Source organism: Acetanaerobacterium elongatum (assembly GCF_900103835.1).
GTDB lineage: Bacteria > Bacillota > Clostridia > Oscillospirales > Ruminococcaceae > Acetanaerobacterium > Acetanaerobacterium elongatum.
Window position 1 is genome coordinate 52,091 of the sequence record NZ_FNID01000009.1, and the last position, 24,597, is coordinate 76,687.

Consider the following 24,597-nt stretch of genomic DNA (forward strand, 5'->3'; position numbering starts at 1 on the left):
ATACGCTAAAGCGGATTGGTGGTGGTGGTATGGATAGCGTGCTTCTCGTCTCAAGCACCGATAAGAGCATAGAGTTTATTTCACAGCTGCTCAAGGAGGACTCCGCGGCGCAGATTACCACCGCGCAGAGCGGAAGCGAGGCCCGGCGCATGTATTCCGGGCAGGATTACGACCTGATTATCATCAACGCCCCTCTTTCCGATGAATTCGGCCATGAGCTTGCGATTATCACCGCCGAAAAAACCATGTCGGGCGTCATCATGATGGTAAAAAGCGAGCTTGCCGACGATGTCGCAGCCAGGGTGGAAAACTTCGGTGTGTTTGTCCTCCCCAAGCCCCTTTCCCGTCAGCTGTTTTTTCAAACCTTAAAGCTGGTTACCGCCGCCCGCCGGCGTTTGCAGATGCTCAAGCGCGAAAACCTCAAGCTGCAGAAGAATATCGAGGAGATTCGGCTCATCGACCGCGGCAAGTGCGCGCTGATACAATACTTAAGCATGACAGAGGAGCAGGCACACAAATACATCGAGCGTCAGGCCATGGATATGCGCATTACCAAAAAAGAGGTCGCCGAAGGCATCCTTCGCACCTATGAATGGTAAACGGCTATAACAATACGGCTTTAGGGGCGGACCTGTGCGTCCGCCCTTTCATTATATTTAAACCGTCCACGGTTGCAGGGAATGGCTGCCGCTTCTACCCCTCTCCCCCGGTTTCTGCCCCGTTAGCCATCGAACGTTGGGATAAGAATTGTAGGGAAAGGTCTTGGCCGTTTTGCTAATCCACCTCATAGCCTGATACATGTAGGGGCGCGCATTACGCGTCCGCCGCTCTGATGCAATTACAGATAATACACGCGGGCGATTGATAATCGCCCCTACAAGGAGAAACGAGAACTGCAATCCCGTTGCCCACCGTTTTCCGCAATCCCCATCGCAGGGGCGGGGTTCTCCCGCCCGCGGAAATTCATCAAACCCTCAACAGGATGCAGGGGCGCTTACTAAGCGCCCGCGATTCTAACGCAGCCACATAATTTTTGCGGAATGGTCAAGACCATTCCCTGCAAAAAAGCTGCTATTTACCCACCCCCAGAGCTTCGCCGCAGCAAAGCTTTACCCTCATCCCACAACAGGATTGGTTCTGAATTTTAAGCAACCATATGCGGGAGGGGGAGAAATGTCCGGGGGCTTCGTCGCCAGACGATTGCCCCCGCTTATTTCCCGGGAAACACCTGTTGTTCCCCCTGTGATATTTCCACGGCAATTGTAGGGGCTTCATTGCGCGCCCGCGGTATTTGTACCATCCGATTATAACCGCACAAGGGCTGATAATTGCCCCTCCCGTTTTGGTACGCTAAAAACTTCTCCCTTACCCAAAAAACGGGAGGGGTTGGGGTGGGCTTTCAGAGGCTAAAGCACGCAGACAAAGGACAGAACGCAACACCTCGCTCCCCTTATTGTTTATTTAGCCTCAAGCCACTATAATGAATACAGCACTGTCAAATAAACAGGGATTACGGAGCTTACCCATGAACGATTTCATCTTCTCTTTAAACGCCGTCCTGCCCATCTTTTTAATCATGAGCGCGGGCTATCTGCTTTCGCGCTTAAAGGTTTTTACCCCGCCCTTTGTTGAAAAGGCCAACAACGTGTGCTTTACGGTCTTTCTGCCCGTACTGCTTTTTTATAATATCTCGTCTTCCGATTTTAAAACCGCCTTTAACCTGAAAACTCTGCTGTTCGGCGTGGGCGGCACTACGCTGCTCTGTGTGTTAATGAGCGTGATCGTCCCCCTTATTATCAAACAAAACCCGCGCCGCGGGGTAATCATTCAGGCGTTGTTCCGCAGCAACTTCCTGCTGCTGGGCGTTCCGCTCTGCACACGCTTAACCGGTTGCGAGGGTACACAGGCCGCCTCGCTAATGGCCGCTTTTGTCATCCCCACCTTCAACCTGCTGGCTACCGTTGTGCTGGCACGCTATTCGTTTAACGGAAAGCCCAAATTCACTGCGGTAGCGAAAAAGGTACTGCTCAACCCCCTGATTATCGCAAGCGTTATCGGTCTTGCCTTCTCGCTTGCCGGCATCAGGCTGCCCGAAGCAGTAAATTCCGCCGTATCGGATGTGGCGGCTATCGCCACCCCGCTTGCCCTACTCATGCTCGGCGCGGGGTTTGAGTTCAAGGCCGTCCCGCACAACGCTCGCGCGCTTACCGCTGTATTGTTTCTTAAGCTGCTTGTTTTCCCCGCGCTCATGCTCTCTTTGGCGGCGCTCGCGGGCTTTGATAAAACCGGCTACGCGGTGCTGCTGTGCGTGTTCGGCACCCCCATCGCGGTTTCCAGCTATGTGATGGCAGTGCGTGAAAAAGCCGACGGCGAGCTTGCCGGGCAGCTGGTTGTCATCTCCTCGGCGGTGTCGGCGGTAACGATGTTTGTGCTCGTATACGTTTCAAGGCTCTTCGGGCTTTTATAAATACTGCAAACGTATAATGCGCACTCCTGCAGGGGCACACATATAGTGCGGCGCCCTCGGCGCCCCACAGTCTACAGCCAAATCCACGATGGGGATGCAGGGGCGCTTGCTAAGCGCCCGCGGCCTAACGCATTCGCTGAAATACCGCGGGCGCGCAATGCGCGCCCCTACATATTACCGTAGACTGTGAATCATACATTCGGGCGGAATAACCCCGGCCCCACAGCGAACTGATGAACGGTTATATAATCGCATGTTCCGCGATAGAGCACAGGTCTTTTATACAATCAACCCTGCGCTATCAATGCAGAAAGGACACCCCATGATTTTCGACGGATTAAAATTCGGGATGCTGCTGCAGCTTTCCGTCGGGCCGGTGTGCCTGTTTGTGTTCCAAACCTCCGGCAGCAGGGGGCTGCTGGCGGGGCTGTTGTGCGTGCTTGCCGCAGCGCTCGCCGATGCCGCCTATATCACCCTTGCGGGGTTTGGCGCCTCGGTATTTTTTAATCGCCCGCGCGTCCGGCTGTGTGTAAAGCTGTTCGGCTGCGTCATCCTCTGCCTGTTCGGGCTGAACATGGTGCTTAGCGTCTTCGGCCTTTCGCTGCTGCCCAAGCTCAGCCTGTTCGGGCAGGTGCCCGCGGGCGGTGTTTTCGTGCAGGGGCTGCTGCTTACCGCCTCAAACCCGCTCACCATCCTGTTCTGGGGCGGGGTGTTCTCGGCCAAGGCGGCGGAAAAGAATATGAGCAAGTCGGGGCTGTTCTTCTTCGGCCTAGGGTGCGTGCTTGCCACCCTCTTGTTTTTAACCGCGGTTGCTCTGCTGGGCAGTATTTTCAACACCTTCTTACCCGCCATCGTGCTCACCGTACTCAATGCTGCCGTGGGGTGCCTGCTGGTGTTCTTCGGCATCCGGCTTATGATTAAAAAGGAAGGCTGAGGTCTAAACCTCTTGTTGTCCTCCTAAATACCATAAAAAACTGGGAAGCATCCTTAAAGCATGCTTCCCAGTTTTACTGCAAGCTTGTAAACCCGCCTGATTTGCTTATCGCTCACCTGTTCTTTGGAGTACGCACTCGTAACCTCAATTTTCTTTACCTTACTGCATCCAAACCCTCGGCAAAACATACCCAGAATATCTAAGGGATATTTTGTAATGCCTTGTATTCTGTTCACAGGGAAAGGGGTTCCGCAGGATACCAGCACAACACCAACTTTTTTATCGTTCACTGCATTTCTGGGTACCGGCCCCGTTTCGCCCAGATACAGTATCGTCATCGACCTTTCTAAGAATCGCTTCAACAGGGCTGTCACCGCTTTTTCATAAACGGGGGATGCATAAACCAGGATATCGCAATCAATCATATCCTGAAGGATTCCCTTTATCGCCGGGTAATCCGGCTGCGGGCATTCCGCAAGGCTTTTCCCGTCATTCTTAACACAACAGCCGCAGCCCTTACAAAGCTTTAGCGGCACCTGCGACAGGTTAACCTCTTCTACTTCAATACCGCTTTTGCTTTCTTTCAGGCCACGGATAAACTCGTGCACCATAAGCGCCGTTACACCATTTTGATGATAGGAACCATTCACAATTACTGCTTTCATTTAGGCTTTACCCTCCGGTTGTCGTTCTTTTAATTACCACTGGTAATTACCATAGGTAATTATAGCAGAAAAGCTTTGTGAAGTCAAATAGTTATCCGTAAAAAATATTGTCTGCCCGTTAAAAAGTAAAAGCAAGGGTTCAAGCCGTCGCTCTCTTTATCGCACATATCACTTTCTTTGTAATAAACGGCAAAAAACCGTAATATCCTGCCTCATAGTTTAGCGAAACGGCTTGTGGAAATACTGAAATAATAGCAGTATAATAAAAAAGTATGATTTTTGCCGCATGAGTGCGCCATAAGCGCCTCGCATAGAAGGAGTAATATCGTTTGATAAGAGAAGATTTGCGCAATATTGCAATCATCGCACATGTAGACCACGGTAAAACCACGCTGGTGGACGAGATGCTCAAGCAGGGCGGCGCGTTCCGTGAAAACCAGGTGGTAAACGACCGCGTAATGGATAGCAACGACCTCGAGCGCGAGCGCGGCATTACCATCCTTGCCAAAAACACCGCCGTTCGCTACAACGGCGTTAAGATCAATATCGTAGACACCCCCGGCCATGCCGACTTCGGCGGCGAGGTAGAGCGTATTTTAAAGATGGTAAACGGCGTGCTGCTGCTGGTAGACGCGTTTGAAGGCCCCATGCCGCAAACCCGCTTTGTGCTGGAGCGCGCGCTGGCGCTAGGGCACAAGGTAATCGTGGTGGTAAACAAGATGGACCGCCCCGATGCCCGCCTGTACGAGATCGGCGACGAGGTGCTCGAGCTGCTGCTTGACCTTGACGCCACCGAGGAGCAGCTTGAAAGCCCCGTAATCTTCTGCTCGGGCCGCGACGGCACCGCCACCCTTTCCCCCGACTCACCCGGCACCGACCTGAAACCCCTGTTTGACATGATTCTTGACTATATCCCCGCCCCAGAGGGCGAGCCGGAACAGCCGTTGCAGATGCTGGTATCCTCCATCGACTACAACGAGTATGTGGGCAGAATCGCCATCGGGCGCGTAGAGCGCGGCGTTATCCGGCAGAACATGGACGTCATGGTAGCCGACTACCACAACACCAAAACCCCCTACCGCTCCAAGGTCGTATCCCTCTATCAGATTGAGGGCCTTAGGCGCGAGCCGGTAACGGAAGCAAAGATCGGCGATATCGTCTGCCTCTCGGGCATCGAGGGCATCTCGATCGGCGACACCATCTGCGACCCGGCCGCCGTAGAGCCGCTGCCGTTTGTAAAGATTTCCGAGCCCACCGTGGAGATGACCTTCTCGGTAAACGACAGCCCGTTTGCGGGGCGCGAGGGCAAGTTTGTAACCAGCCGCCACCTGCGCGACCGCCTGTTTAAGGAGCTTTTAAAGGATGTATCCCTGCGCGTGGAGGAAACCGACTCCGCCGACAGCTTCAAGGTGTCCGGCCGCGGCGAGATGCACCTTTCCATCCTCATAGAAACCATGCGCCGCGAGGGCTACGAGTTTCAGGTGAGCACCCCGCACGTGCTCTACCATATGGTAGACGGCGAGCTGCACGAGCCGATGGAACGCCTGATTATCGACGTGCCCGAGGAGTCGCTCGGCTCGGTAATGGAGAAGATGGGCCTGCGCAAGGGCGAGCTTGTGCAGATGCACCCGCAGGGCAGCCGTATGCGCGTGGAGTTTATCATTCCCGCCCGCGGCCTGTTCGGCTACCGCAGCGAGTTCTTAACCGATACCCGCGGCGAGGGCATTATGAACACCCTGTTCGAGGGCTACGCGCCGTATAAGGGCGATATCCCCAAGCGTTTAACCGGTTCGCTGATTGCCTATGAGTCGGGCGAAACCGTTACCTACGGCCTGTATAACGCACAGGAGCGCGGTGCGCTGTTCCTTGGCCCGGGCGTTCCGGTTTACGAGGGCATGATTGTAGGCCAGTCCCCCAAGGCGGAGGATATTGTGGTAAACGTGTGCAAGCGCAAGCACATCACCAACATGCGTGCCTCCGGCAGCGACGAGGCCCTGCGCCTCACCCCCTGCAAGATCCTGAGCCTGGAGGACTCGCTTGAGTTCATCGCCGAGGACGAGCTTTTGGAGGTAACCCCCAAGACCATCCGCATCCGCAAGCGCATTCTGGATAACAACCTGCGCGCCAAGGCGGTTAATGCCAAAAAGGTAGCCGCAGAAAACTAAAATACTATATACGCTCAATAGATAGCACCGGGCAGCGGCTATGCCGCTGACCGGTTTTATTACTGCCCTTACCAACTCGCTCTGCCCGCACACTGTGTAGAAATCCCCTAGACAACTTTTCATCAAATCAAGTATAATGACAATTACAGGGAGAGTGTGCCATGACGAATGAAGAGATGCTTAATCAGGTTGCGGAAATGCTAAAAGAGCATACAAGGCGAATTGAGATTAAGATTGAAAACGAAGTTACAAAACGGATTGATGCCCTCTTTGATGGCTACAAGCCTACCCATGGAAAAGTAATGGGAGCTTGAGAAAAAGGTGGAATCCCTCGAAAAGCGTATTAAACGTTTAGAAAACGCCGGTTAAAATACAAGCACCTAAAGCAGGGTTGTCCCCTGCTTTTTATTTACCAAAAATTTGAAAGTTCAAATTACTCGTCAGTCTTTTTATCGAAAGAAGCAGCTGTATTTGTTTTAGTTTTGATATCAGGCGGGCACGCCGCCCGCTGCGCCGCAATAATCCCCAAGCCGTCCCCTATGGCGCAAAAAGGGCTGCTTAATATATTGATGTCCTCAAGGTCAAATACCTTCGCCAGTGCAACAGAAATCGTCGTAGCCGTGTACGCAAGCTGCTCCCCCGCTATACATTTAATCCCAGACATCAATTCTCACCTCGCGCCATTATATGAGAAATCTAACGGAACGTCCCCAACGAATAGCCTAAAGCCGTACCGTTTCCCCTTATTCTCTGAAAAACAGAAAGGAGAGGGCTTTCATCCTCTCCTTTGTGATTATATAAAACCTTAATAAACCGCCACAGCCTCAATCTCCACCAGCGCCCCCTTGGGCAGCTTGGATACCTGAACGCAGCTGCGCGCGGGCGGTGTGCTGCCGGTAAAAAAGCTCGCGTACACCTCGTTTACCGCGGCAAAATCCTCAAGGCTTGCAAGGAACACGGTCGTCTTTACCACGCTGCTGCAGCTTAACTTCTCGCTTTCAAGGATTGCCCCGAGGTTTTTGAGCGCAAGGGCCGCCTGCTCCCGCACATCGGGGGCAAGCTCTCCGGTTGTCCTGTCCACGCCTAACTGTCCGGATACATACAGCGCCCCGCCCGCCTTCACCGCCTGCGAATACGGCCCGATGGGCTTCGGCGCCGCTTCGGTAAATACCTGCTTCTTCTCTGTCATACTACTCCACCTCTTAGCGTAAGGACGGTTTTTTCTTGCGTCTGCCTCGCCCTTTTCGCTGTCATTATAATGTATCGGATTCTACTCGCTCTTTTAATGACAGGATGTTTCTCTCAATCTGCTTCATCACCTTTAAAAAGGCCTCGTCGTCCTTGCCGGTGGGGTCGTCCAGGCCCCAATCCTCGCGGTGGCTGCACGGCAAAAAAGGGCATTGCACGTTACAGCCCATCGTCACCACAATGTCTACCGGCGGGATGTCTGCAAGCAGCTTGGATCGCTGTGTCAGCTCCATGTCAATCCCGTACCCCTTTTTCATCAGGCGTACGGCGTCCTGATTGATCTGAGGCCTGGTCTCGGTGCCCGCCGAATAGCTTTCAAACACGTCGGCGGCAAGCAACTTTCCCAGCGCCTCGGCCATCTGGCTCCGGCAGGAGTTGTGCACGCAGATAAACGCCACCTTCGGCTTTTGGTTCATCACAAAAACACCCCGTTTCCCGCTTTTTATTTTTCTTATTATACCCCATCCTCAATAACATTGTACAGTCTGTTCAGCAGCCCGTAACGGTTGTGCATAAAAAAAGCCTTTCCCCGCTACAATTCTATTTGAATTTACGCAGTAGGTATTGTATAATTTAAAAAGCTTTATATCCAAGCTCTGCTCTCAGAATTAGCGGGCAGCTTGAGTTGATTCATTCTATGTGCGGAGGATGCTTATGCGTAAACTGACAGCCTTGATCATGACCGTGGTGCTCATCGCGGCATTTTTAGTATCCTGTTCCTCTAAGCCGGTGCAAAAACCGGTAGCGGAAACCTCCTCCGAGGCGGCCTCTTCGTCTGCCCCGGCGGAAAAGGTTACCATCAACTTTTACAGCCTGCCCTATTTTGCCGCAGCCGACAATGAGAACGGCTCGTTCGAGCAGCAGCTCATTGCCGCCTTCAACCAGCTTCACCCCGAGATTACCGTAAACTACATCAAGCTGGAAACCGGCACCTCGGGCGAGGAAGCGTTAAAGAAGGCGTTGGAAGCCAAAGAGCTCGACCTTCTTTACGACAGCGCCGAGCGTCTGGCGGGCTATGCGCGGGAGGGCAAGCTTGCCGACCTGAGCAGCCTTTTCACCGACGAGCTGAAAAAGAACCTGCCCGAGAATGTTGTTCTGGCGTGCGGCGTAAGCGGCAAGCCTTACATGATGCCGCTGAGCGTTTCCCCCTACCTGATGGCGTTTAACAAAGAGATGCTTGAAAAGGCCGGCATCCTCAACCTGCTGCCCTACGAACGCAACAAAGACCGCAGCTGGACGGTGGAGGAATACACCGCGCTGCTTGCAGCCATGAAGGAGAAGCTGCCCGCGGGGGCCTCCTCGGGTGTGCTTTACGCCAAAAGCTCCTCGGGTGACGGTGCCACCCGTTCGCTCATGGAAAACCTCTACGGCGCCGAGTTTGTAAACAACGAGTACTCCGCCTACACCATCGGCAGCTCGCAGGGCGAACAGGCCTTCGCGTGGCTGAACAAAACGGTGCAGGACGGCCTGCTGGCTGTCGATGCCTCAAAAACCGCCTCCGACACAGTAAAGGATTTTGCCGACGGAAAAACGGCACACACCCTGCTTTACACCGTGGGGCTTAAAAACAACTACGCCCAGAGCAAAAAGGATAATTTCACCGAGCTTCTCATGCCCTACCCCGGGCAGAGCGGCAAGGCGCCTACCTTTGAATACGCCCTTTCGGGTGCCTCGGTGTTTGATAACGGCGACAACAAGCGCATCGAGGCCGCCAAGGTGTTTATTGATTTTTTGGCAAATAACCGCCAGTGGAGCCGTATTCTTGCCGTGAGCACCGGCGGGTTGAGCCCACAGCTTTCCAAGGACGAGCTGCGCTACGACACGGAGTTTGCCTACGCCGAATCGGTTCGCCCGCTGCTCGGGCGGCATGTGCCGCTCACCGAGGGCTACGATATGATGAAAACCTACTGGTTTTCCACCCTTGCCGCCGCCACGCAGAAGGACGCCAAAACCGCCGACCTGCTGAAAGCGTTTGTACAAACCGCCGACCAAACCGTTACCGACGCAATCAAGGCGCGTGAGAGTGCTGCCAAGAAGGGCGACGAAAACACCTCCAGCGCCGCAAGCAGTAAATAGGGCAGTAAAAATTATTCCTAAGAATGCAGCAAATAGACGTAGTAATTATGTTTTGAAAAATAAGGAAAATTGAATCAATATGAGTCTCATCAATAATACTAATCCGTTACAGCAACTATCCCGTTTGTTTTTTAATCACGAAGACCATAATCCTAAATCTATCTCACTATTAACAAAACTTCTATTTATATTCTCTGGAACGGCAATGTCTGCCTTGTTATCCTTAAGGGGATCGTATTTTTCTGTTCTTATCAGTGTCGCATGTGCATTTCTTGTCTTTTGCATAATCACCTTTAGATACCGTTTTATTGAATTGCAATTTACGCACACAAATACAAAATTAGCTGTTATTACTGCCATTCTGACTGTATTTATGTGCGCTGAATTTACAAAATGGTTTTATTATCAAAATGCAAAAGCTTTTTATAATTTAAGTATTTATTTAAGGTTTCCCTCTAAGGAAGTTTTGGGTAAATGTATCGCGATATTCTGCGGTGTAATCTCTCTATTTGCTATTTATGTTTTTTTATATATCGGCAGCAGATATTTGATCCAACTGTTTCGCGGCTGGTATAAAAGCACTGATACTATAGAAAAGAGCTTTTTAATAATTGCCGGCATAATTAGTGCTGTTGCGATTATTGTGGTTTATAACTTTACTACCGCTTTTTACGCACCAAGCATTAACGGAAATTTGATAGATTATGATGTTGTTTATACCTCAGATTCAGCTAATCAACTGGCCACCAATGTTTATCTCAACATCAACGCCCCCGAAAATGATTTCCGCCAGCCTTTGTTTGGTTTATTTGCAGCACCATTTGCAATTGTTGCCTTAATTATATCAAAGCTGTTATTCTTTATACCTAATTGCTATCCTATTGCTATTGGTATTATTCAGGTTTTGCTTTTGCTTTTCTGTTTTACTCTTTTAGCACGGTTATTACAGTTAACGGGTGCTGTTAAAGTAATGTTTTTCATCATATTAACATTTACTTACCCGGTTTTACTTTACATGTTTAACATTGAGCAGTATATATTTGCGCTATTCTGGCTATTATTGTTTGTTTACGCATGTGAAAATAAAATACAAGATAATGATTATTTATTTATTGGAGCAACCGGTACTTTACTTACCAGCGGCATACTCTTCCCCTTACTGTTACGTCAATCGAAGCCAAATAAATGGGTTTCCATCTTAATTTCTACCGGAGCAAAGTTTTTTGCTGTCATTACTATCTTTGGTCAACTACCTCTGTTTTTTAATCCTGTTGCTACTTATAACAAATTAGTGCACTTTGCGGGAGCTAAAATATCGTTTGGCGGTAGAATGCTTCAATTCTTTAATTTTATCTCTTCTTGTATTATAAAGCCGCAGGCCGGTGTTAGCACAACTGCTTATACACATGTATCTTATCAATTAGCACCCGTAACCGGTATAAATATCATTGGTGTAATCCTTTTGGTTGTTGCTATTTTAGGATTTGTTCTTAATTACAAGAAGTATTTTGCACAAGTCTGTATGGGATGGATTATATTTTCATTCCTTCTTCTATGCATTTTAGGATGGGGCACAGCCGAGAACGGACTAATACTATATACATTATATTTTTCATGGGCATATGTATCCCTTGCTTTTATGGCTATAGAAACATTGTTTAGAAAATGGAGGATTGTTAAACATACCCTTTATACTATGTTTGCCGTACTTTTCGCTCTAATAAACGTCGTTGGAATCTATGATTTAATTAGCTTTGGAATCAGCTATTATACGGTGTAATTAATATGAAAAAATATTTAAAACTTATGCGCATCAAGCATTACGTTAAAAACGGGTTAATTTTTCTACCCCTTATTTTCAGCGGACAGTTTTTTTATACGAACTTACTTGTAAAAGTGATGGAAGGCATCCTCTGTTTTAGTTTTCTTTCATCCGCCATCTATATCTTTAATGATATTAAGGATGTTGATCACGATCGTTGTCACCCAATAAAAAAAGCACGACCTATTGCCAGTGGAGAAGTGTCTGTTTTCTCGGCAAGTTTGATTGCTTGCATATTGTTGGCTTTATCTGTTATATTTAATTGCTTGGCTTTTGGCGCCGGGTGGCGTTCTTGGTTCATTTTAATACTATATTTACTATTGAATGTGGGTTACAGTCTGGGGCTTAAAAATATACCGATTGTTGATGTTGCCATTTTGGTTTTGGGCTTTTTACTAAGAGTTCTCTATGGTTCGGTAATTACAAACATCGAAATTTCAAAATGGCTCTATTTAACTGTAATCTCAAGTTCGTTTTATTTAGCGCTTGGAAAACGCAGAAATGAATTATCCCGGGTTTCTGCCAGCGGAACAACCCGCAAGGTTCTGCAACTATACAACTATGGCTTTCTAGATAAAAACATGTACATATGCTTAGCCCTTACCATAACGTTTTATTCTCTGTGGAGTGTTGACCTGCTTACTATACAAAAAGCAAACAGTGAGAATTTGATATGGACAGTCCCTCTTATCATCCTAATTTGCATGAAATATAGCCTGTCTGTTGAAAACAACTCCGACGGGGATCCGGTTGAAGTAATTTGGGGCGATAAAATCTTGCTTTCGATTGTGGCTGTGTTTTGTCTTGTCGTTTTTGGTATTATTTACTTTTGATTAGTTCAAGCAAGCTTACTATTGTAAGATATTACTTGTATGAGGAACGACAATAAAGCACCTTCTCAATCCGCTAAACACTTACTAATGAAAGCTGTAACCATCATGAATATTCGAGAAGTGGGGATTGCCGATATCCCCGAGCTTACGCGCATCTACAACGAGGGTGTGGAGGATCGTATTGCCACCTACCTCACCCAACCCCAAACGGAATCTACCCGTCTGGCATGGTTTTTAATGCTCCCCGCTCGCTGCAAGGTGCTGGCTGCATTTGACGAGACTGGCCGCATGGCCGGCTGGGCCTCGCTAAACCCGGTAAAGCATTCCGCCGCGCCACATGTGTTTGACCATATCTCCAACATCTCGGTCTATGTGGCACGCGAAAGCAGAGGCAAGGGCATCGGCTTAGCACTTCTTCATGCGTTGGATAAAACCGCGCGGGCGCAGGGCTTTACAAGGCTGGAGCTAGATGTGTTCGACTTTAATACCGCCGCCATACGCTTGTATGAAAAGGCGGGGTTTACGGTGGCGGGCACCTACCACAACCGCGCCGTCTACGAGGGCAAGCCGTCAAACGTGGTGTTCATGGAAAAAAGCCTTTAGCGATATAGTGTTATCTCAAGCCTCCGCTTTCCCGGCGGAGGTTTGGTTCATATTCATTAGTACTACTGATACCGAGACAAACTGAATCTTATCAACCTACGGTGTTTTTACTTCTAAGGAGGCCGTCAAAATGCAAAAAGAGGACATCGCAAAAATCGTAGCAGAGCAGCGCGCATTCTTTGCCACCGGCATTACCCGTGATATCAGCTACCGTTTGGGCGCGCTCGCGGCGCTCAGGGGTTCCATCCAGCAGCACGAGGCCGAGATTCTGGAGGCGCTCAGGCAGGACTTAGGCAAATCCTCGCTTGAAAGCTATATGTTTGAGGTTGGCATCGTGCTCTCCGAGATCACCTATGTGATGAAGCACCTGCGCGGCTGGGCTAAACCCAAGCGCTATTCGGGCGGGCTTTCGGTGTTGCCCGCATACAACCGCGTGTACAGCGACCCCTACGGCTGCGTGCTGATTATCTCGCCGTGGAACTACCCGTTTGGGCTGTCACTAACACCGGTGATAGACGCCATCGCCGCAGGCAACTGCGTGGTTGTAAAACCCTCGAACTATTCTAAGCACGTTTCACAGGTGATCGAAACCATCCTTACCGAATGCTTCGAGCCAACACTGGCAGCCGTAGTTCAGGGCGGGCGCGACGAGAACACCGCGCTCCTGGAACAGCGGTTTGATTACATCTTCTTCACCGGCAGCCCCGCCGTCGGGCATATTGTTATGGAGAAGGCCGCACAGCACCTCACCCCCGTTACACTGGAGCTGGGCGGCAAAAGCCCCTGCATTGTTGATGCTACCGCCGACATTCCGCTCGCCGCAAAGCGCATTGTATGGGGCAAGCTGGCCAATGCCGGGCAAACCTGCATCGCACCCGACTATGTGCTGGTGCAGCGCGAGGTAAAGGAGCCACTGATACAGGCACTAAAAGCCGAGATTACCGCCCAGTTTGGCGATAACCCGCTCTCGGCCCCCTACTACCCCGCCATCATCAACGAGCACCACTTCCGCCGCCTGCTGGGGCTTATCGAGGGCGAGGAGCTTGCCTGCGGCGGGCAGTACGACGAGGCCGCGCGCAAAATCGCCCCCGTCATCCTTCCAAACGCCACCGAGCAGAGCAAGGCCATGCAGGAGGAGATCTTCGGCCCCATCCTGCCCATCCTAGCCTTTGATGATATCGAAGATGTCATCGCACGCCTCGAGCAGCTTGAGCTCCCGCTGGCGCTGTATCTGTTCACCCGCGATAAACGCACCGAAAAGAGAGTAATAGCACTCACCCGTTTCGGCGGCGGCTGCATAAACGATACGCTGATGCACTCCCTCTCCCACACGGTGCCGTTCGGCGGCGTGGGCCAGAGCGGCATGGGCGGCTACCACGGCAAGGCGGGGTTTGATACCTTTACCCACAAGAAGACGATGCTTATCCGCCACATCGGCCTCGACCACGAGATGCGTTTTATACACAACCAGCAGAAGTACGAAAAACTGGTTAAAATGATTTTGAAGTAGCGGATAGCTTCCAATAAGCTGTTACAGCGAACCCCTGTACCCGCATTAGTTCTCTACGATTATACGACAAAAGCCGGATGGTACCCCCCCATCCGGCTTATTTTCTATATTGCGATGATTACCTTATCAGATGTATATCCCCGATAATCGGCAGCGGCTTCATCTCCAGCTTGGCGGCGCTTACAATGCCGAGGATGGAAAACACAAAGCAAACCAGCATCAGCAGGCTGCCGAACAGCGACAGGATGCTGAGAACCGAACCAAGGGTTATCAGAATCTGCCCGGCAATCTCGGCAATCAGCAGCACCAGGCCTTGATTAGCATGAAAGCGGCAAACCTGCGAATCCTGCGCCACAATAATCGGCACCAATACCAATACGCTGATGTAGGCTAATATGGAATATAGCTTGTCGTTAGAATTATCTGCCATGTTTCATTGCTCCTTTATATCTGAATTTTGGCTTTACTGTTTTATCCCCTCATCGTCGGGGCCCGGTTTTTCCTGCAACGCCGTGAGCGGTTTCTCTTGCCGGGGTGCCTCCACCGGCTCCTCTGCCACCGCTGCGGCGGCACGTTTTGCCTTGCGGTATTTAAACAGCAGGTTCAGTGCAGTAATCAGGCTCGCCGCAAGCAGCAGCGCCGCAAGCATATAAAATGGCAGGGCCAGCGCCCCTGTTTTTGCAAACAGCCCGCCGGTAATATGGGCAAGCACAACGCCCAGGGCTGAGCCGTCGCTGTTATAAAGCGCAAACGCGCAGGTCATTGTGGGTACTCCCTCTTTCGAAGCAGCAACAACATACCCATACTCCTGCTCTTTGCTCTGTATGCGGGAGACAAGCCGTTCTAGCGAAGCACCGCCCTCCTGCCGCAGGTCGCAGGCCGCACCCACGGTATGGTAATCAACATTGGGTGTCAGCTTCCTTGAAAACCTGGAGTCCAGTATATACGCGTAGCCGCCTGAATCAGCGCGGCGGGCAATCGTTACAAGACTGTCGATATTATTATTACGCGCGGTACGGGAAAGCAGGGCGCAAAGCTCGTCAAACCGGGTATCCTGCGCGTCGGTTTTTACATGCAGGCTGCTTAAGTCGTCGCTGTAGGCTGCCGCGGTTTCACTCAGCACAGCCTTTACCGACAAAGCGGCAGCACGCGCGGCGGAATCATTTAGCGCATTCTTCAACCCAGCAGCGCCAAAGAGTGCGTAAACAGCACCCGCAAGCAGCACAACTGCTGAAAGTGCCAGCAGAAATAGGCAAAAGCGCAGCTGCGGGTTTCGTCTTTGTGAGGGTTTAATATCTGTCTTTTTCAACGAATAGCCCCATTTCCTGTCGTACATCCTGTTTTAAATTTTAGCTTAAATTAGTCTAAGCTAATTATAGCGAAGCGCTTGGTGTTATGCAAGAACAGGCGAGCATTGTTTACAAAATAATCAAGCCGGATTAAAGATTTGACAAACAATCCGGCATGGGTTACCATAAAAGGAACAGATATTTTTCGGAAGGGATTCGCGTGAATTTTTTCGCGTTCTTTGTGGGTGGGGTGCATGAACATACCAATCATCAATCTTGAAAAGGGCATGCCCTATGCCGAGGACGCTGTCAGAATCATGAACGCCGCCCTGCGCCTGCAGCGTTCGGCGGGCAGCAAGGCTGTCAAGCTGATACACGGCTACGGCTCCAGCGGCACAGGCGGCCGCATTAAAGCCGAGGTGCACCGGGCGCTGGAGGAAAAGAAGCGGCGCGGCGAGATTCGGGAGTATATCAAGGGCGAGGAGTTCTCGCTGTTTTACGCTCCCTGCCGCAAAATGCTCGATACCCTGCCTCAGCTGCAGAACGACAAAGACTACCTGCGCTGTAATCAGGGCATTACCATCGTATTTTTTTAAAGCAGATTAAGCAGCTTGCCGCTAACAAAGGTACGGCAGGCTGCTTTTGTTTAAGATATACAAATTTCTTGGGCTGTATTATGTAATCAACTGCGCGAATTTTCGCGAAATGTGTAAAAGAAACAAAAAGGAATAATTGTTTCGTATTTTTTTATTGTATTTACCCATATTATAGCGTATAATAAAGGAAAGGCCTGCTAATCACAACAAGGGACTTAGACATTTGTTCGCAGACAATTATGTAAATTGGGGCGATACAATTGAAAACAATTAACAAGAGCATCCGAGGTGCTATGTTGCTTTGTGCCGTTGTGATGGGGCTTGCCATCACTCTGGTAACCACTCTGTTACTCTACAACAGCTCTATCTCCTCCTCAAAGCAGCTGCTTAACGAAACGGTAAAGGCCTACGCGCTCAACCTGAACAATGAGAGCGAGCTACTGAAAAGCGAGCTGAAATGGGTATCCGCAAACAGTGTGGTATCCGACTCTCAGCAGCCCAAGCAGGTGCGCGTTGATAAGCTGGGTGCCTTGGTAAAGGAAACCAAGTTTAAAGATTTTTCGGTCTCCGACACCTCGGGCAAAACCTTTAACAACACCGATATCAGTGACCGCGACTATTTTAAGAATGCGCTCGGCGGCACTGCTTACATATCTAGCCCCCTGATACGCAAAACCGATAACTCCCTCACCATCATGGCCGGTGCCAAGATGGGCAACGAGGTGCTATACGGCGGCATCGATTATAGTATCTTCAGCGCTATCATCTCCAAGGTTCAGGTCGGAGAATCCGGCTACGGCTTTGTGGTGGATCAAAAAGGCACTGTCATCGCACACCCCGATGAAAAGGTGGTGCGTGAAATGACCAACTATACCGAGCTTGCCAAAAAGGATGCCTCCTACGCCGACCTTGCGAAGATTATCGGTGAGATGACGCAGGGCAAAACGGGCATAGAAACGGCGGTAATCGGCGGGCAGAAAAGCTATATCGCCTACGCACCGGTAGGCAACCCCGAGGGCTGGTCTGTAGGTGTGGTGCTCTCGCTCAATGAGGTGGTTGCAAGATACCTTGAGGCAGTTACCATCTCCGCACTGCTTCTGCTGGTGTTCATCGTCCTCACCTTTCTCTTTGCCGCAAAGGTTTCCAAGCGCATTTCCAAGCCCGTGGTGGTGGTTACCGAGCGCCTTAAACTGCTTTCCGAAGGCGATTTAACCACACCGGTGCCAAGCGTACAAGCCAAGGATGAAACCGGGGTTTTAGCCACCTCCCTGAGCGCGACCGTCAATACGCTAAACGAGTATATCCTTGAGATTTCACAGGTGCTCAACGGCCTTGCAGACGGAAACCTGCGCCAGCAGCTTAAAACGAACTACAAGGGCGACTTTGCCCCGATACACGAGGCGCTTGATCGCATCATCGGCTCCCTCAACAGCGCGTTTACCGATATCCTGCAGTCTGCCGAGCAGGTGGAGCAGGGCTCGGAGCAGATTGCCTCGGGCGCACAGGCGCTTTCACAAAGCACAATGGAGCAGGCCGCCGCTATGGAGGAGTTCTCCGCCAATATTGCCGATATCACCAACGGCATTCACGGCATCGCCCAAAACGCCGAGGAGGCGCGAAAGCTCTCAGTCAGCTCCAGCGAAAGCGTAAATCAGGGCACCGCGCAGATGAACGAGATGCTCTCGGCTATGAGCGAGATCGACCAGTCTGCTGAGCAGATTTCCAAGATTGTAAAGGCCATTAACGATATCGCGTTTCAAACCAATATTCTGGCCCTTAACGCTGCCGTAGAGGCTGCGCGTGCAGGCGCCGCAGGTAAGGGCTTTGCCGTGGTAGCCGACGAGGTGAGAAACCTTGCGGGCAAGAGTGCCGAGGCCTCTACCGAAACCACCGCCCTCATTGAGCAGACCATCTCCGCCGTAAACCGCGGCAGCAAGCTGACAACCAGCACGGCAGCCACATTGAACGATGTCGCCCGGCAGGTGGAAAGCGTAAACGAGATGATTAAGCGTATTAACGACGAAACCAGCCTGCAAAATGCCTCGGTAACCCATATCAACGCTGGGATGGAGACGGTATCCGAAGCCATACAAACCAATTCAGCAACCGCCGAACAAAGCGCCGCCTCGAGCGAGGAGCTCAGCAGTCAGGCGCAGACGCTCAAAACGCTTATCTCACGGTTTAAATTTTAAACCGACTTTCATCATTTTTCCTCTACATTCAGCAAGCCGCCCGCCGTATAACCTACGGCGGGCGGCTTGCTTATAGGCATTACAACCGCTATTCTTTAGTGAACCGGCATTTTATAAGATGCACATAATCGTACTCTTGCAGGGCTTCCCCATTATTCAAGCTCTGCGGGTCATCAAAGGTCCTTAACACGTTACCTTCATTAAAGACGTTGGCATATAATACAATCTCTTTATCCGATTCTATCGCAACCGGCCCGCGGATGACAGTATAGGCGCTGCCTCCCTTGGCGGTATAAGTTCTGTTTGGCTCACTGCGCTGGCTTGCTCCCGAACCGTCCTGCTCCCGCACCGCAAAGGACCACTGATAATCGGGTGTATGGGTGATGGTTACCGCCGCCTGAATGTCCAGCGGTTTTGCCTGCTCATCTCCCAGCTTCAATCCCGCAGGCCATGAATCCACAAGCTTACCGGCCTTGTAGGTTTCCACCCAGAGCTCTTGGGTTTTATAGGCCTCCTCGGTCTTAAAGTGAAACAGCAGCACCTGCTGGCCGCCGGTTGAAATCAAATCAACCAGCTGCTTTTGCTCCTTTGTAAGCGGCATCGGCTCAGCATAGTTTTTAAGCGGTGCCGCGGCAGTACCGCAGCCTGTAACGCATAACAAAACCATGCTCAACGATAGCATCAGCCCAATTACCTTTCGCATAACCATGCCCCTTTTTGTCTGTACCCTGCTGTCTATAAATATCCGCCCATCAATTCTTACGGATACACCCCTTGATGGATTCCTCAAACCCGTACCTATTATACTCCATCTCCGGCGCGCTTAACGCAAAATTACAGGTTTTATTGCCGAATACCTTTTCAAAGGTACCGTTGTGCCGCGCAAGCAGGCGCACCAAGGGATTAAAGCAGCCGATGACACACGCCTTTTTCCCCGCGGCGCGGCGAAGCTGTATGTAAATCTCCCGCGTGCTTACATATTCGGCGTTCTGCGGGCAGTATACCGCGGTGTGCAAAGCCCCAAGCGGCACCGTAAGGCAGAGGCGCAAAAACTCGCAGAGGTTCTCGATATAGATCATACTGCGCGCGTTTTCCAGCGACGGAAAAACCGGGCAGCGCAGCGCAAGGCTCTTTAGCCGCGCAAAATTTCCCGGGCAATCGGGGCCGTACACCATCGGCGGGCGCACGATTACCACCTCAAAGCCTTCATCTGCGAGAAAACGCAGCCCCTCCTCCGCCTCCAGCTTGCTTCTGCCGTAAGCCGTAACGGGCGCAAGCGGGGTGTTCTGCTCGATATACTCAGCCTTCGGCTCATATACGTTAAAGGTACTTACAAAAACAAACCGCCCCGCCCCCTCCGCCTTTGCCTTGTTTGCAACGCGAAGCGTCAGGTCGCGGTTTACCTCGGTGTAAAGTGCCCTGTTCTGCTCAGTTTCCTTACTGTGCGCCAGCCCCGCAAGGTGAACCACCGCGTCATACCCCGCAAAGCTCTGCTGTTGCCATGTATCGCCGCGCAAAGACAGCATGGTAACCTCATATTCCTGCTTAAACTGCCCAAGCCACGCGGCAAGGTGGGTGGAGATGTACCCGCTCGCCCCGGTAATAACAATCCTTTTCATGTACAGTCCCTGCCTTTATGTGTATTTATCGTCGGCGTGAGCTTTGTAGCGGCGGCCATTGTGTTTGCTCGATGGTCTATAATCAAATCCACAACGGAAGCGTAGGGGCGCTTAGTAAGCGCCCGCGGTTCAATCTCAGACCACAAATAATCCACGGGCGATTGATAATCGCCCCTACAAACCGCTATCGGGCAGGTATAATAACGCGGACGCGCAATGCGCACCCCTACGGGAATACGGTTTCGGTTTCGCGGTACGGTCAAGACCGTTCTCTGCGGCATTTGCCTCTGTCCTCTCGAAACCCACCCCCAACCCCCTCCCGTTTCTATGCAACGGTGGGTGTTGTAAGCGTATCAAAACGGGAGGGGGAGGAATGTCCGGGGGCTGGCGCCCCCGGACGGGTTCCCCCCATATATTCGCCACCCGGCGGCGGGATGTAGGGGGCGGCGTCCTCGACGCCCCGTTCTGGTTTCTTACGACCCCTGCGGGGAAGTGCCGACGCAGGGAGGATTAGCACAATCTGAAAGTGGAAGGCGGGTTACGGTTGCGGAGAAAAACAGGTAAACGACGATTGAGCAAACGAGGGGACAGAATACGCAGTATTCTGCGGCGGCACAAATCCTGAGTCTGGGGGCGAATTTTGTGCCGCCGCCGAGTTCACCAAAGTAGTGAGCACAGCTACGCTCCGAAGCCGTAAGCCGCGGGGTGCAGGGAACTCCCTGCTTCGCTTTTGGTTTCTTTTCCCGAACAGGAAAAGAAACCCGCCCGTCCGTGCGGGTACGGACAATCCGATTGACTAGTTAATTTTGATTGTAAGAATCCCAGCCATAGTCAAAGCAAAAATCTAACTGTAAAAAAGTTAAAGGGCGAACCATTCCCCGCCCTTAAACAATTCTTCTATTCCCTTGCATTGGCCTTTGCGCCCTCCACCACGCCCTCGTGCTTGGCCACCTTGCCTACTGTGGCAAACAGGATGCGGGTATCGGTTACAAAGCTGATCTTCTTCACATACTCGCCGTCATACGCTGCCTTTACGGGTATAGCCAGCTCGTCGCGCCCGTTTACCTGCGCAAGGCCGGTCAAGCCCGGGCGCACGGCGTTGGCGTTGTAGCGGTCACGCTCGGCCACCAGATCGTCCTGATTGTAAAGCGCCGGGCGCGGGCCCACAAAGCTCATTTCACCGCGCAGAATGTTAATCAGCTGGGGCAGCTCGTCCAAACTTGTTTTGCGCAAAAACGCGCCCGTTTTTGTAATGTAGGCGTCAGGGCTCGTAAGCAGGTGCGTGGGCACGTCCTTGGGTGTATCGGTGCGCATGGTGCGATACTTATAGATATGAAACAGCTTCTTGTCCCTGCCCACCCGCAGCTGCTTAAACAGCACGGGGCCGGGGGAATCCAGCTTAATCAGCAGCGCCAATATTCCCAGCAGCGGCGAAAGCAACACCAGCGCCAGTATTGAAAGCACCATATCCATCGCCCGTTTCATAAACCGATACATCGTCCGGCACGCTTCCTTCCTGCAGTGTTTTACGTTCTATTATAATACGGTTTCTTCCTTGCTGGGGGAATGAAAGGTGGGCACCAGCTCGTGCAGCCTGCGCACCGCCTCTTCGGTTTGGTTGGCAAGCACCACGGGCTTTAGCTCCTCAAGGCTTTCAAACACCTTGTCGGGGTTCATCACCGTCGGCTTACCGACGAATATCTTCTCGTTCTCGGTTTTCTCTAAACCTTCCTCGCTCAGCAGCAGCTCTTCAAACAGCTTTTCGCCGGGGCGCAGGCCGGTATAGGTGATGGCAATCTCGGTTTCGGGCTCAAACCCCGAAAGGCGGATGAGGTTTTCGGCAAGGTCTTTGATTCTTACCGGCTCACCCATATCCAGCACAAAGATCTCGCCGCCGCCCACCATCTCCCCGGCCTTGAGCACCAGGCTCACCGCCTCGGGGATCGTCATAAAGTAGCGCACGATATCGGGGTGGGTAACGGTCACCGGCCCGCCGTTTGCAATCTGCTCTTTAAACAGCGGTATTACCGAACCGTTGGAACCCAGCACATTGCCAAAGCGCACCGCCGAAAAGTGGGTGTCGCTTCTGGTGTTCATGCTTTGCACAATCATCTCGCATACGCGCTTGGTCGCACCCATGATGTTGGTGGGGTTCACGGCCTTGTCGGTCGAAATCATTACAAACTTGGCCGTATGGTACTTATCGGCACAGCGCGCAACATTCAAGGTGCCGAAGATATTGTTCTTAATGGCCTCCTCCGGGCAGGCCTCCATCAGCGGCACATGCTTGTGTGCGGCGGCATGGAACACAATGTCCGGGCGGTAGTGGTCAAACAGCAGGTCGATCTTTTCCTCGTCGCGTACCGAGCAGATCTCCACCCGCAGGTCAAGCTTCTCGCCATACCGGCGCACCAGCTCCTGCTGTATGCTGTAGGCGTTATTTTCATAAATATCTAAGATAACCAGCCTTTTTGGGTTCTGCGCCGCAATCTGACGGCAGAGCTCCGAACCGATAGACCCGCCGCCGCCGGTAACCAGCACCGTTTTCCCCGTGATAAGCTGGGTGGTGTGGGCGGAAATGGTGATGACATCGCGGCCCAGCAGGTCCTCCACATTTACGTCGCGGATATGTGAAACGATGCTCTCGTCGCCTGTCATGGCGGTAAGCACATCGGGCACAATGCGCAGCGTACAGCGCGTTTTGGAGCAGATAGAAAGGATGCGCTTCTTATCCCGCTGCGAGGCGGAGGGCAGCGCCACAATAATCAGGTTGATGCCGTACTTCTCTACAATCTGGGGAATATCGTTGGTGGTACCCTCAATCTTCACCCGCTGAATGCGCCGGCCCACCTTATCCATGTCATCGTCCACCGCGCAGACAACAAAGAAGCGGCCTTCTCCCGTCTTGTGCAGCTCAGAAAGCACCGACGAGGCCGCGTTGCCCGCGCCCACCAGCAGCACCTTCTTCTGCCCCGCGCCCGGCTTGTGCCCCAGCTTGGCAGAGCGGTACACGCGGTAGAACATACGGTAATAAAGCGTCATCGACGAGGCAAACAGCGACGAGATAAAATAAACCGAGATCGGCAGCCGCGGGCTGCGGTAGATAATCAGGGTAATTACCAGAAAGATGAAAATCGAACAGAGCGAAGCCAGACAGCATTTTAAGAATTCATAGGTTTCGGCATAGCGCCACAGGCTGTCGTACATTCCGAACACCCGAAAAATCAGCAAAAAGATTGCCACAAATATCAGGCCGCTCGAAAACCAGATCGGCTTGTACGCCACTACCGAGATGCGCCCAAGCAGCATACCCCAGGTGGAGATATAGCACATTGATATAATAATGAAATCCGCAAGCATCAAAAAGACGCTGCGGTGTCTGCTGAAGTAGTTGTGTAATGGTATCTGTTTTGCGTCCTTGCTCATAATAACCTCTGTTTCACCGCTGCTGTAATCTATTAAAAATAAAACAGCCCTTATCTGTGCACAACTCATAAGGGCTTTAGGGCAAAACTGCGTAAGCGCCGAATCCTTTATCTACTCTGATTCTGGGTAGAAACGGAAAAACATAAACAGCTTTGGAAATGATTCTGCACCGGTATGCTACCGCTTTTAAATAATTATAACCTATCAAGGCAGGCATTTCAATATTATACGGCGAAAAGCGCCAGAATTCATGACCTTTTGGTGCACTTATAAAGCCGCATAAAATCAAGATTTTTCGGTTTGGAAATGATATTGGATAATTTTTCATGAGGGTATAGTTCATTCAAAACGTCGAATAATAAATAAGAACTTTGAAAAATCGGCTTAAAGGGTGTAGTATGCCGCTTAACGCCGCTGAATCAAGGTTCCTCTGTTGTTTTTGGTAATCTGATGCCTTATGTGCACCGCATGCAGAGCTCTATCTCCCCCGTGCCGCCTGTGCGGCAGCTTATAACGTTTGGCCGTTTTAAGCAAAAGGTTAAACCGAAAGATTAGAAAGGAGCAATACCATGTCTCAGTTAACTCAGGTAGAACTGCAAAACCTTCGTCATCTAATCGGCTCGCACGACACCGCATACCAAAAGATGCAAGCCTATGCACAGCAGTGCAGCGACCCGCAGATGAAAGCCTATTTTGAAAAATCGGCCCAGGACGCCCAGCAAACCAAGCAGCAGCTGATGGGGTTCTTAAAATAAGGCCCCTGCCCGGTTTGTATCGGCCCGTAATATAAGGAAAGGAATGTATAACAATGCTACAGGATAAGTATATGGTAAACGATGCTCTTGCTTCGGTAAAGAGCAGCCTTACCTTTTACGCAAACACCATTTCAGAGTGCACCAACCCCAACCTGCGCTGCACGATTCAGCAGATTCGTGATAAGTGCGAAACCTCGCAGTACGACCTGTTCAAGATGGCTCAGGCCAAGGGCTTTTACCAGCCCGCAACCCTTGCCAACGACGCCGAGGTTCAGCAGGTAAAAACTCAGGTGCAGGGGTAACGGATCTTTTAGCATAAGCGCGCAGCCTAAAGCGGTTCTGCTTTAGGCTGCTTTATTGTGTTTTTGAAGTATTCGCGGTGTATTGTTCGTTGTAA

25 protein-coding genes are annotated in these 24,597 nt (G+C 51.3%); 14 read left to right on the forward strand and 11 right to left on the reverse strand.

Going from position 1 to position 24,597, the window contains the following annotated elements:
• Window positions 1-29 precede the first annotated feature (29 nt).
• From BLR50_RS04355 to BLR50_RS04365, 3 genes are all read left to right on the forward strand, one after another.
• Window positions 30-599 carry an ANTAR domain-containing response regulator gene (locus BLR50_RS04355; RefSeq protein ID WP_092638947.1) on the forward strand — a complete coding sequence of 190 codons (570 nt, stop codon included), beginning with the start codon at window positions 30-32 and terminating at the stop codon, window positions 597-599.
• A 926-nt stretch (window positions 600-1,525) separates the two neighbouring features.
• Window positions 1,526-2,467 carry an AEC family transporter gene (locus BLR50_RS04360; protein ID WP_162840314.1) on the forward strand — a complete coding sequence of 314 codons (942 nt, stop codon included), beginning with the start codon at window positions 1,526-1,528 and terminating at the stop codon, window positions 2,465-2,467.
• A gap of 322 nt (window positions 2,468-2,789) precedes the next feature.
• Window positions 2,790-3,401: a LysE family transporter gene (locus tag BLR50_RS04365; protein ID WP_092638951.1), complete on the forward strand. Its 612-nt coding sequence runs from the start codon at window positions 2,790-2,792 to the stop codon at window positions 3,399-3,401.
• Window positions 3,402-3,454: 53 nt separating this feature from the next.
• Here the strand turns inward: BLR50_RS04365 and BLR50_RS04370 are convergent, their stop codons facing one another.
• Window positions 3,455-4,066 carry a flavodoxin family protein gene (locus tag BLR50_RS04370; protein WP_092638953.1) on the reverse strand — a complete coding sequence of 204 codons (612 nt, stop codon included), beginning with the start codon at window positions 4,064-4,066 and terminating at the stop codon, window positions 3,455-3,457.
• A gap of 329 nt (window positions 4,067-4,395) precedes the next feature.
• Between BLR50_RS04370 and typA the strand changes: the two genes are divergently transcribed.
• Window positions 4,396-6,231 (forward strand): translational GTPase TypA, encoded by a 1,836-nt coding sequence (gene typA / locus BLR50_RS04375; RefSeq protein ID WP_092638955.1) that lies wholly within the window; start codon window positions 4,396-4,398, stop codon window positions 6,229-6,231.
• Between the two features lie 161 nt (window positions 6,232-6,392).
• Window positions 6,393-6,545 carry a hypothetical protein gene (locus BLR50_RS14410; protein WP_162840315.1) on the forward strand — a complete coding sequence of 51 codons (153 nt, stop codon included), beginning with the start codon at window positions 6,393-6,395 and terminating at the stop codon, window positions 6,543-6,545.
• Between the two features lie 119 nt (window positions 6,546-6,664).
• On the opposite strand, the gene BLR50_RS04380 is transcribed toward BLR50_RS14410, so the two are convergent.
• From BLR50_RS04380 to BLR50_RS04390, 3 genes are all read right to left on the reverse strand, one after another.
• Window positions 6,665-6,895: a hypothetical protein gene (locus BLR50_RS04380; protein WP_092638957.1), complete on the reverse strand. Its 231-nt coding sequence runs from the start codon at window positions 6,893-6,895 to the stop codon at window positions 6,665-6,667.
• Window positions 6,896-7,036: 141 nt separating this feature from the next.
• A complete protein-coding gene (locus tag BLR50_RS04385; protein WP_092638959.1) occupies window positions 7,037-7,420 on the reverse strand; it encodes a Rid family detoxifying hydrolase in 384 nt (127 codons plus the stop codon).
• 64 nt (window positions 7,421-7,484) lie between these two features.
• The gene (locus BLR50_RS04390) at window positions 7,485-7,895 is read right to left on the reverse strand and encodes an arsenate reductase ArsC (protein WP_092638961.1); all 411 of its coding nucleotides are present in this window, start codon (window positions 7,893-7,895) and stop codon (window positions 7,485-7,487) included.
• A gap of 238 nt (window positions 7,896-8,133) precedes the next feature.
• Here BLR50_RS04390 and BLR50_RS04395 point away from each other — a divergent pair, with 238 nt between their 5' ends.
• The 5 genes from BLR50_RS04395 (at window position 8,134) to BLR50_RS04415 (ending at window position 14,323) form a co-directional block, all read left to right on the forward strand.
• Window positions 8,134-9,555 carry an ABC transporter substrate-binding protein gene (locus BLR50_RS04395; RefSeq protein ID WP_162840316.1) on the forward strand — a complete coding sequence of 474 codons (1,422 nt, stop codon included), beginning with the start codon at window positions 8,134-8,136 and terminating at the stop codon, window positions 9,553-9,555.
• Window positions 9,556-9,634: 79 nt separating this feature from the next.
• Window positions 9,635-11,335 (forward strand): hypothetical protein, encoded by a 1,701-nt coding sequence (locus tag BLR50_RS04400; protein ID WP_092638965.1) that lies wholly within the window; start codon window positions 9,635-9,637, stop codon window positions 11,333-11,335.
• Between the two features lie 5 nt (window positions 11,336-11,340).
• On the forward strand, window positions 11,341-12,210 hold the full coding sequence (locus BLR50_RS04405) for a UbiA prenyltransferase family protein (RefSeq protein WP_092638967.1): 870 nt from the start codon (window positions 11,341-11,343) through the stop codon (window positions 12,208-12,210).
• A 105-nt stretch (window positions 12,211-12,315) separates the two neighbouring features.
• Entirely contained in the window at window positions 12,316-12,813 is a 498-nt protein-coding gene (locus BLR50_RS04410) for a GNAT family N-acetyltransferase (RefSeq protein ID WP_162840317.1), read from the forward strand.
• 130 nt (window positions 12,814-12,943) lie between these two features.
• Window positions 12,944-14,323 (forward strand): aldehyde dehydrogenase, encoded by a 1,380-nt coding sequence (locus tag BLR50_RS04415; protein ID WP_092638971.1) that lies wholly within the window; start codon window positions 12,944-12,946, stop codon window positions 14,321-14,323.
• Between the two features lie 118 nt (window positions 14,324-14,441).
• Here the strand turns inward: BLR50_RS04415 and BLR50_RS04420 are convergent, their stop codons facing one another.
• Together BLR50_RS04420 and BLR50_RS04425 are read right to left on the reverse strand one after the other, a co-directional pair.
• The gene (locus BLR50_RS04420; protein WP_092638973.1) at window positions 14,442-14,753 is read right to left on the reverse strand and encodes a magnetosome magnetite crystal formation protein family; all 312 of its coding nucleotides are present in this window, start codon (window positions 14,751-14,753) and stop codon (window positions 14,442-14,444) included.
• Between the two features lie 33 nt (window positions 14,754-14,786).
• Window positions 14,787-15,632, reverse strand: coding sequence for a hypothetical protein (locus BLR50_RS04425; RefSeq protein ID WP_092638975.1), 846 nt, complete (start codon window positions 15,630-15,632; stop codon window positions 14,787-14,789).
• Window positions 15,633-15,866: 234 nt separating this feature from the next.
• On the opposite strand from BLR50_RS04425, the gene BLR50_RS04430 reads away from it, so the two are divergent.
• Complete coding sequence (locus tag BLR50_RS04430) at window positions 15,867-16,208, forward strand: Smr/MutS family protein (protein WP_143008042.1); 342 nt, start codon at window positions 15,867-15,869, stop codon at window positions 16,206-16,208.
• Window positions 16,209-16,468: 260 nt separating this feature from the next.
• Window positions 16,469-18,400, forward strand: a complete 1,932-nt coding sequence (locus BLR50_RS04435; protein ID WP_143008043.1) for a methyl-accepting chemotaxis protein — start codon at window positions 16,469-16,471, stop codon at window positions 18,398-18,400.
• Between the two features lie 88 nt (window positions 18,401-18,488).
• Here the strand turns inward: BLR50_RS04435 and BLR50_RS04440 are convergent, their stop codons facing one another.
• The 5 genes from BLR50_RS04440 to BLR50_RS04455 form a co-directional block, all read right to left on the reverse strand.
• Window positions 18,489-19,103, reverse strand: a complete 615-nt coding sequence (locus BLR50_RS04440) for a hypothetical protein (RefSeq protein WP_092638981.1) — start codon at window positions 19,101-19,103, stop codon at window positions 18,489-18,491.
• Between the two features lie 49 nt (window positions 19,104-19,152).
• The gene (locus BLR50_RS04445) at window positions 19,153-20,019 is read right to left on the reverse strand and encodes an NAD-dependent epimerase/dehydratase family protein (protein WP_092638983.1); all 867 of its coding nucleotides are present in this window, start codon (window positions 20,017-20,019) and stop codon (window positions 19,153-19,155) included.
• Window positions 20,016-20,300 carry a hypothetical protein gene (locus tag BLR50_RS14250; RefSeq protein WP_143008044.1) on the reverse strand — a complete coding sequence of 95 codons (285 nt, stop codon included), beginning with the start codon at window positions 20,298-20,300 and terminating at the stop codon, window positions 20,016-20,018. Before BLR50_RS14250 ends, BLR50_RS04445 begins: the two co-directional genes overlap by 4 nt.
• A gap of 616 nt (window positions 20,301-20,916) precedes the next feature.
• A complete protein-coding gene (locus tag BLR50_RS04450; protein ID WP_092638985.1) occupies window positions 20,917-21,516 on the reverse strand; it encodes a sugar transferase in 600 nt (199 codons plus the stop codon).
• 39 nt (window positions 21,517-21,555) lie between these two features.
• A complete protein-coding gene (locus BLR50_RS04455; RefSeq protein ID WP_092638987.1) occupies window positions 21,556-23,445 on the reverse strand; it encodes a polysaccharide biosynthesis protein in 1,890 nt (629 codons plus the stop codon).
• Between the two features lie 569 nt (window positions 23,446-24,014).
• Between BLR50_RS04455 and BLR50_RS04460 the strand changes: the two genes are divergently transcribed.
• Together BLR50_RS04460 and BLR50_RS04465 are read left to right on the forward strand one after the other, a co-directional pair.
• Complete coding sequence (locus BLR50_RS04460) at window positions 24,015-24,200, forward strand: hypothetical protein (protein ID WP_092638989.1); 186 nt, start codon at window positions 24,015-24,017, stop codon at window positions 24,198-24,200.
• 53 nt (window positions 24,201-24,253) lie between these two features.
• Window positions 24,254-24,502, forward strand: a complete 249-nt coding sequence (locus BLR50_RS04465) for a spore coat protein (RefSeq protein WP_092638991.1) — start codon at window positions 24,254-24,256, stop codon at window positions 24,500-24,502.
• Window positions 24,503-24,597 lie beyond the last annotated feature (95 nt).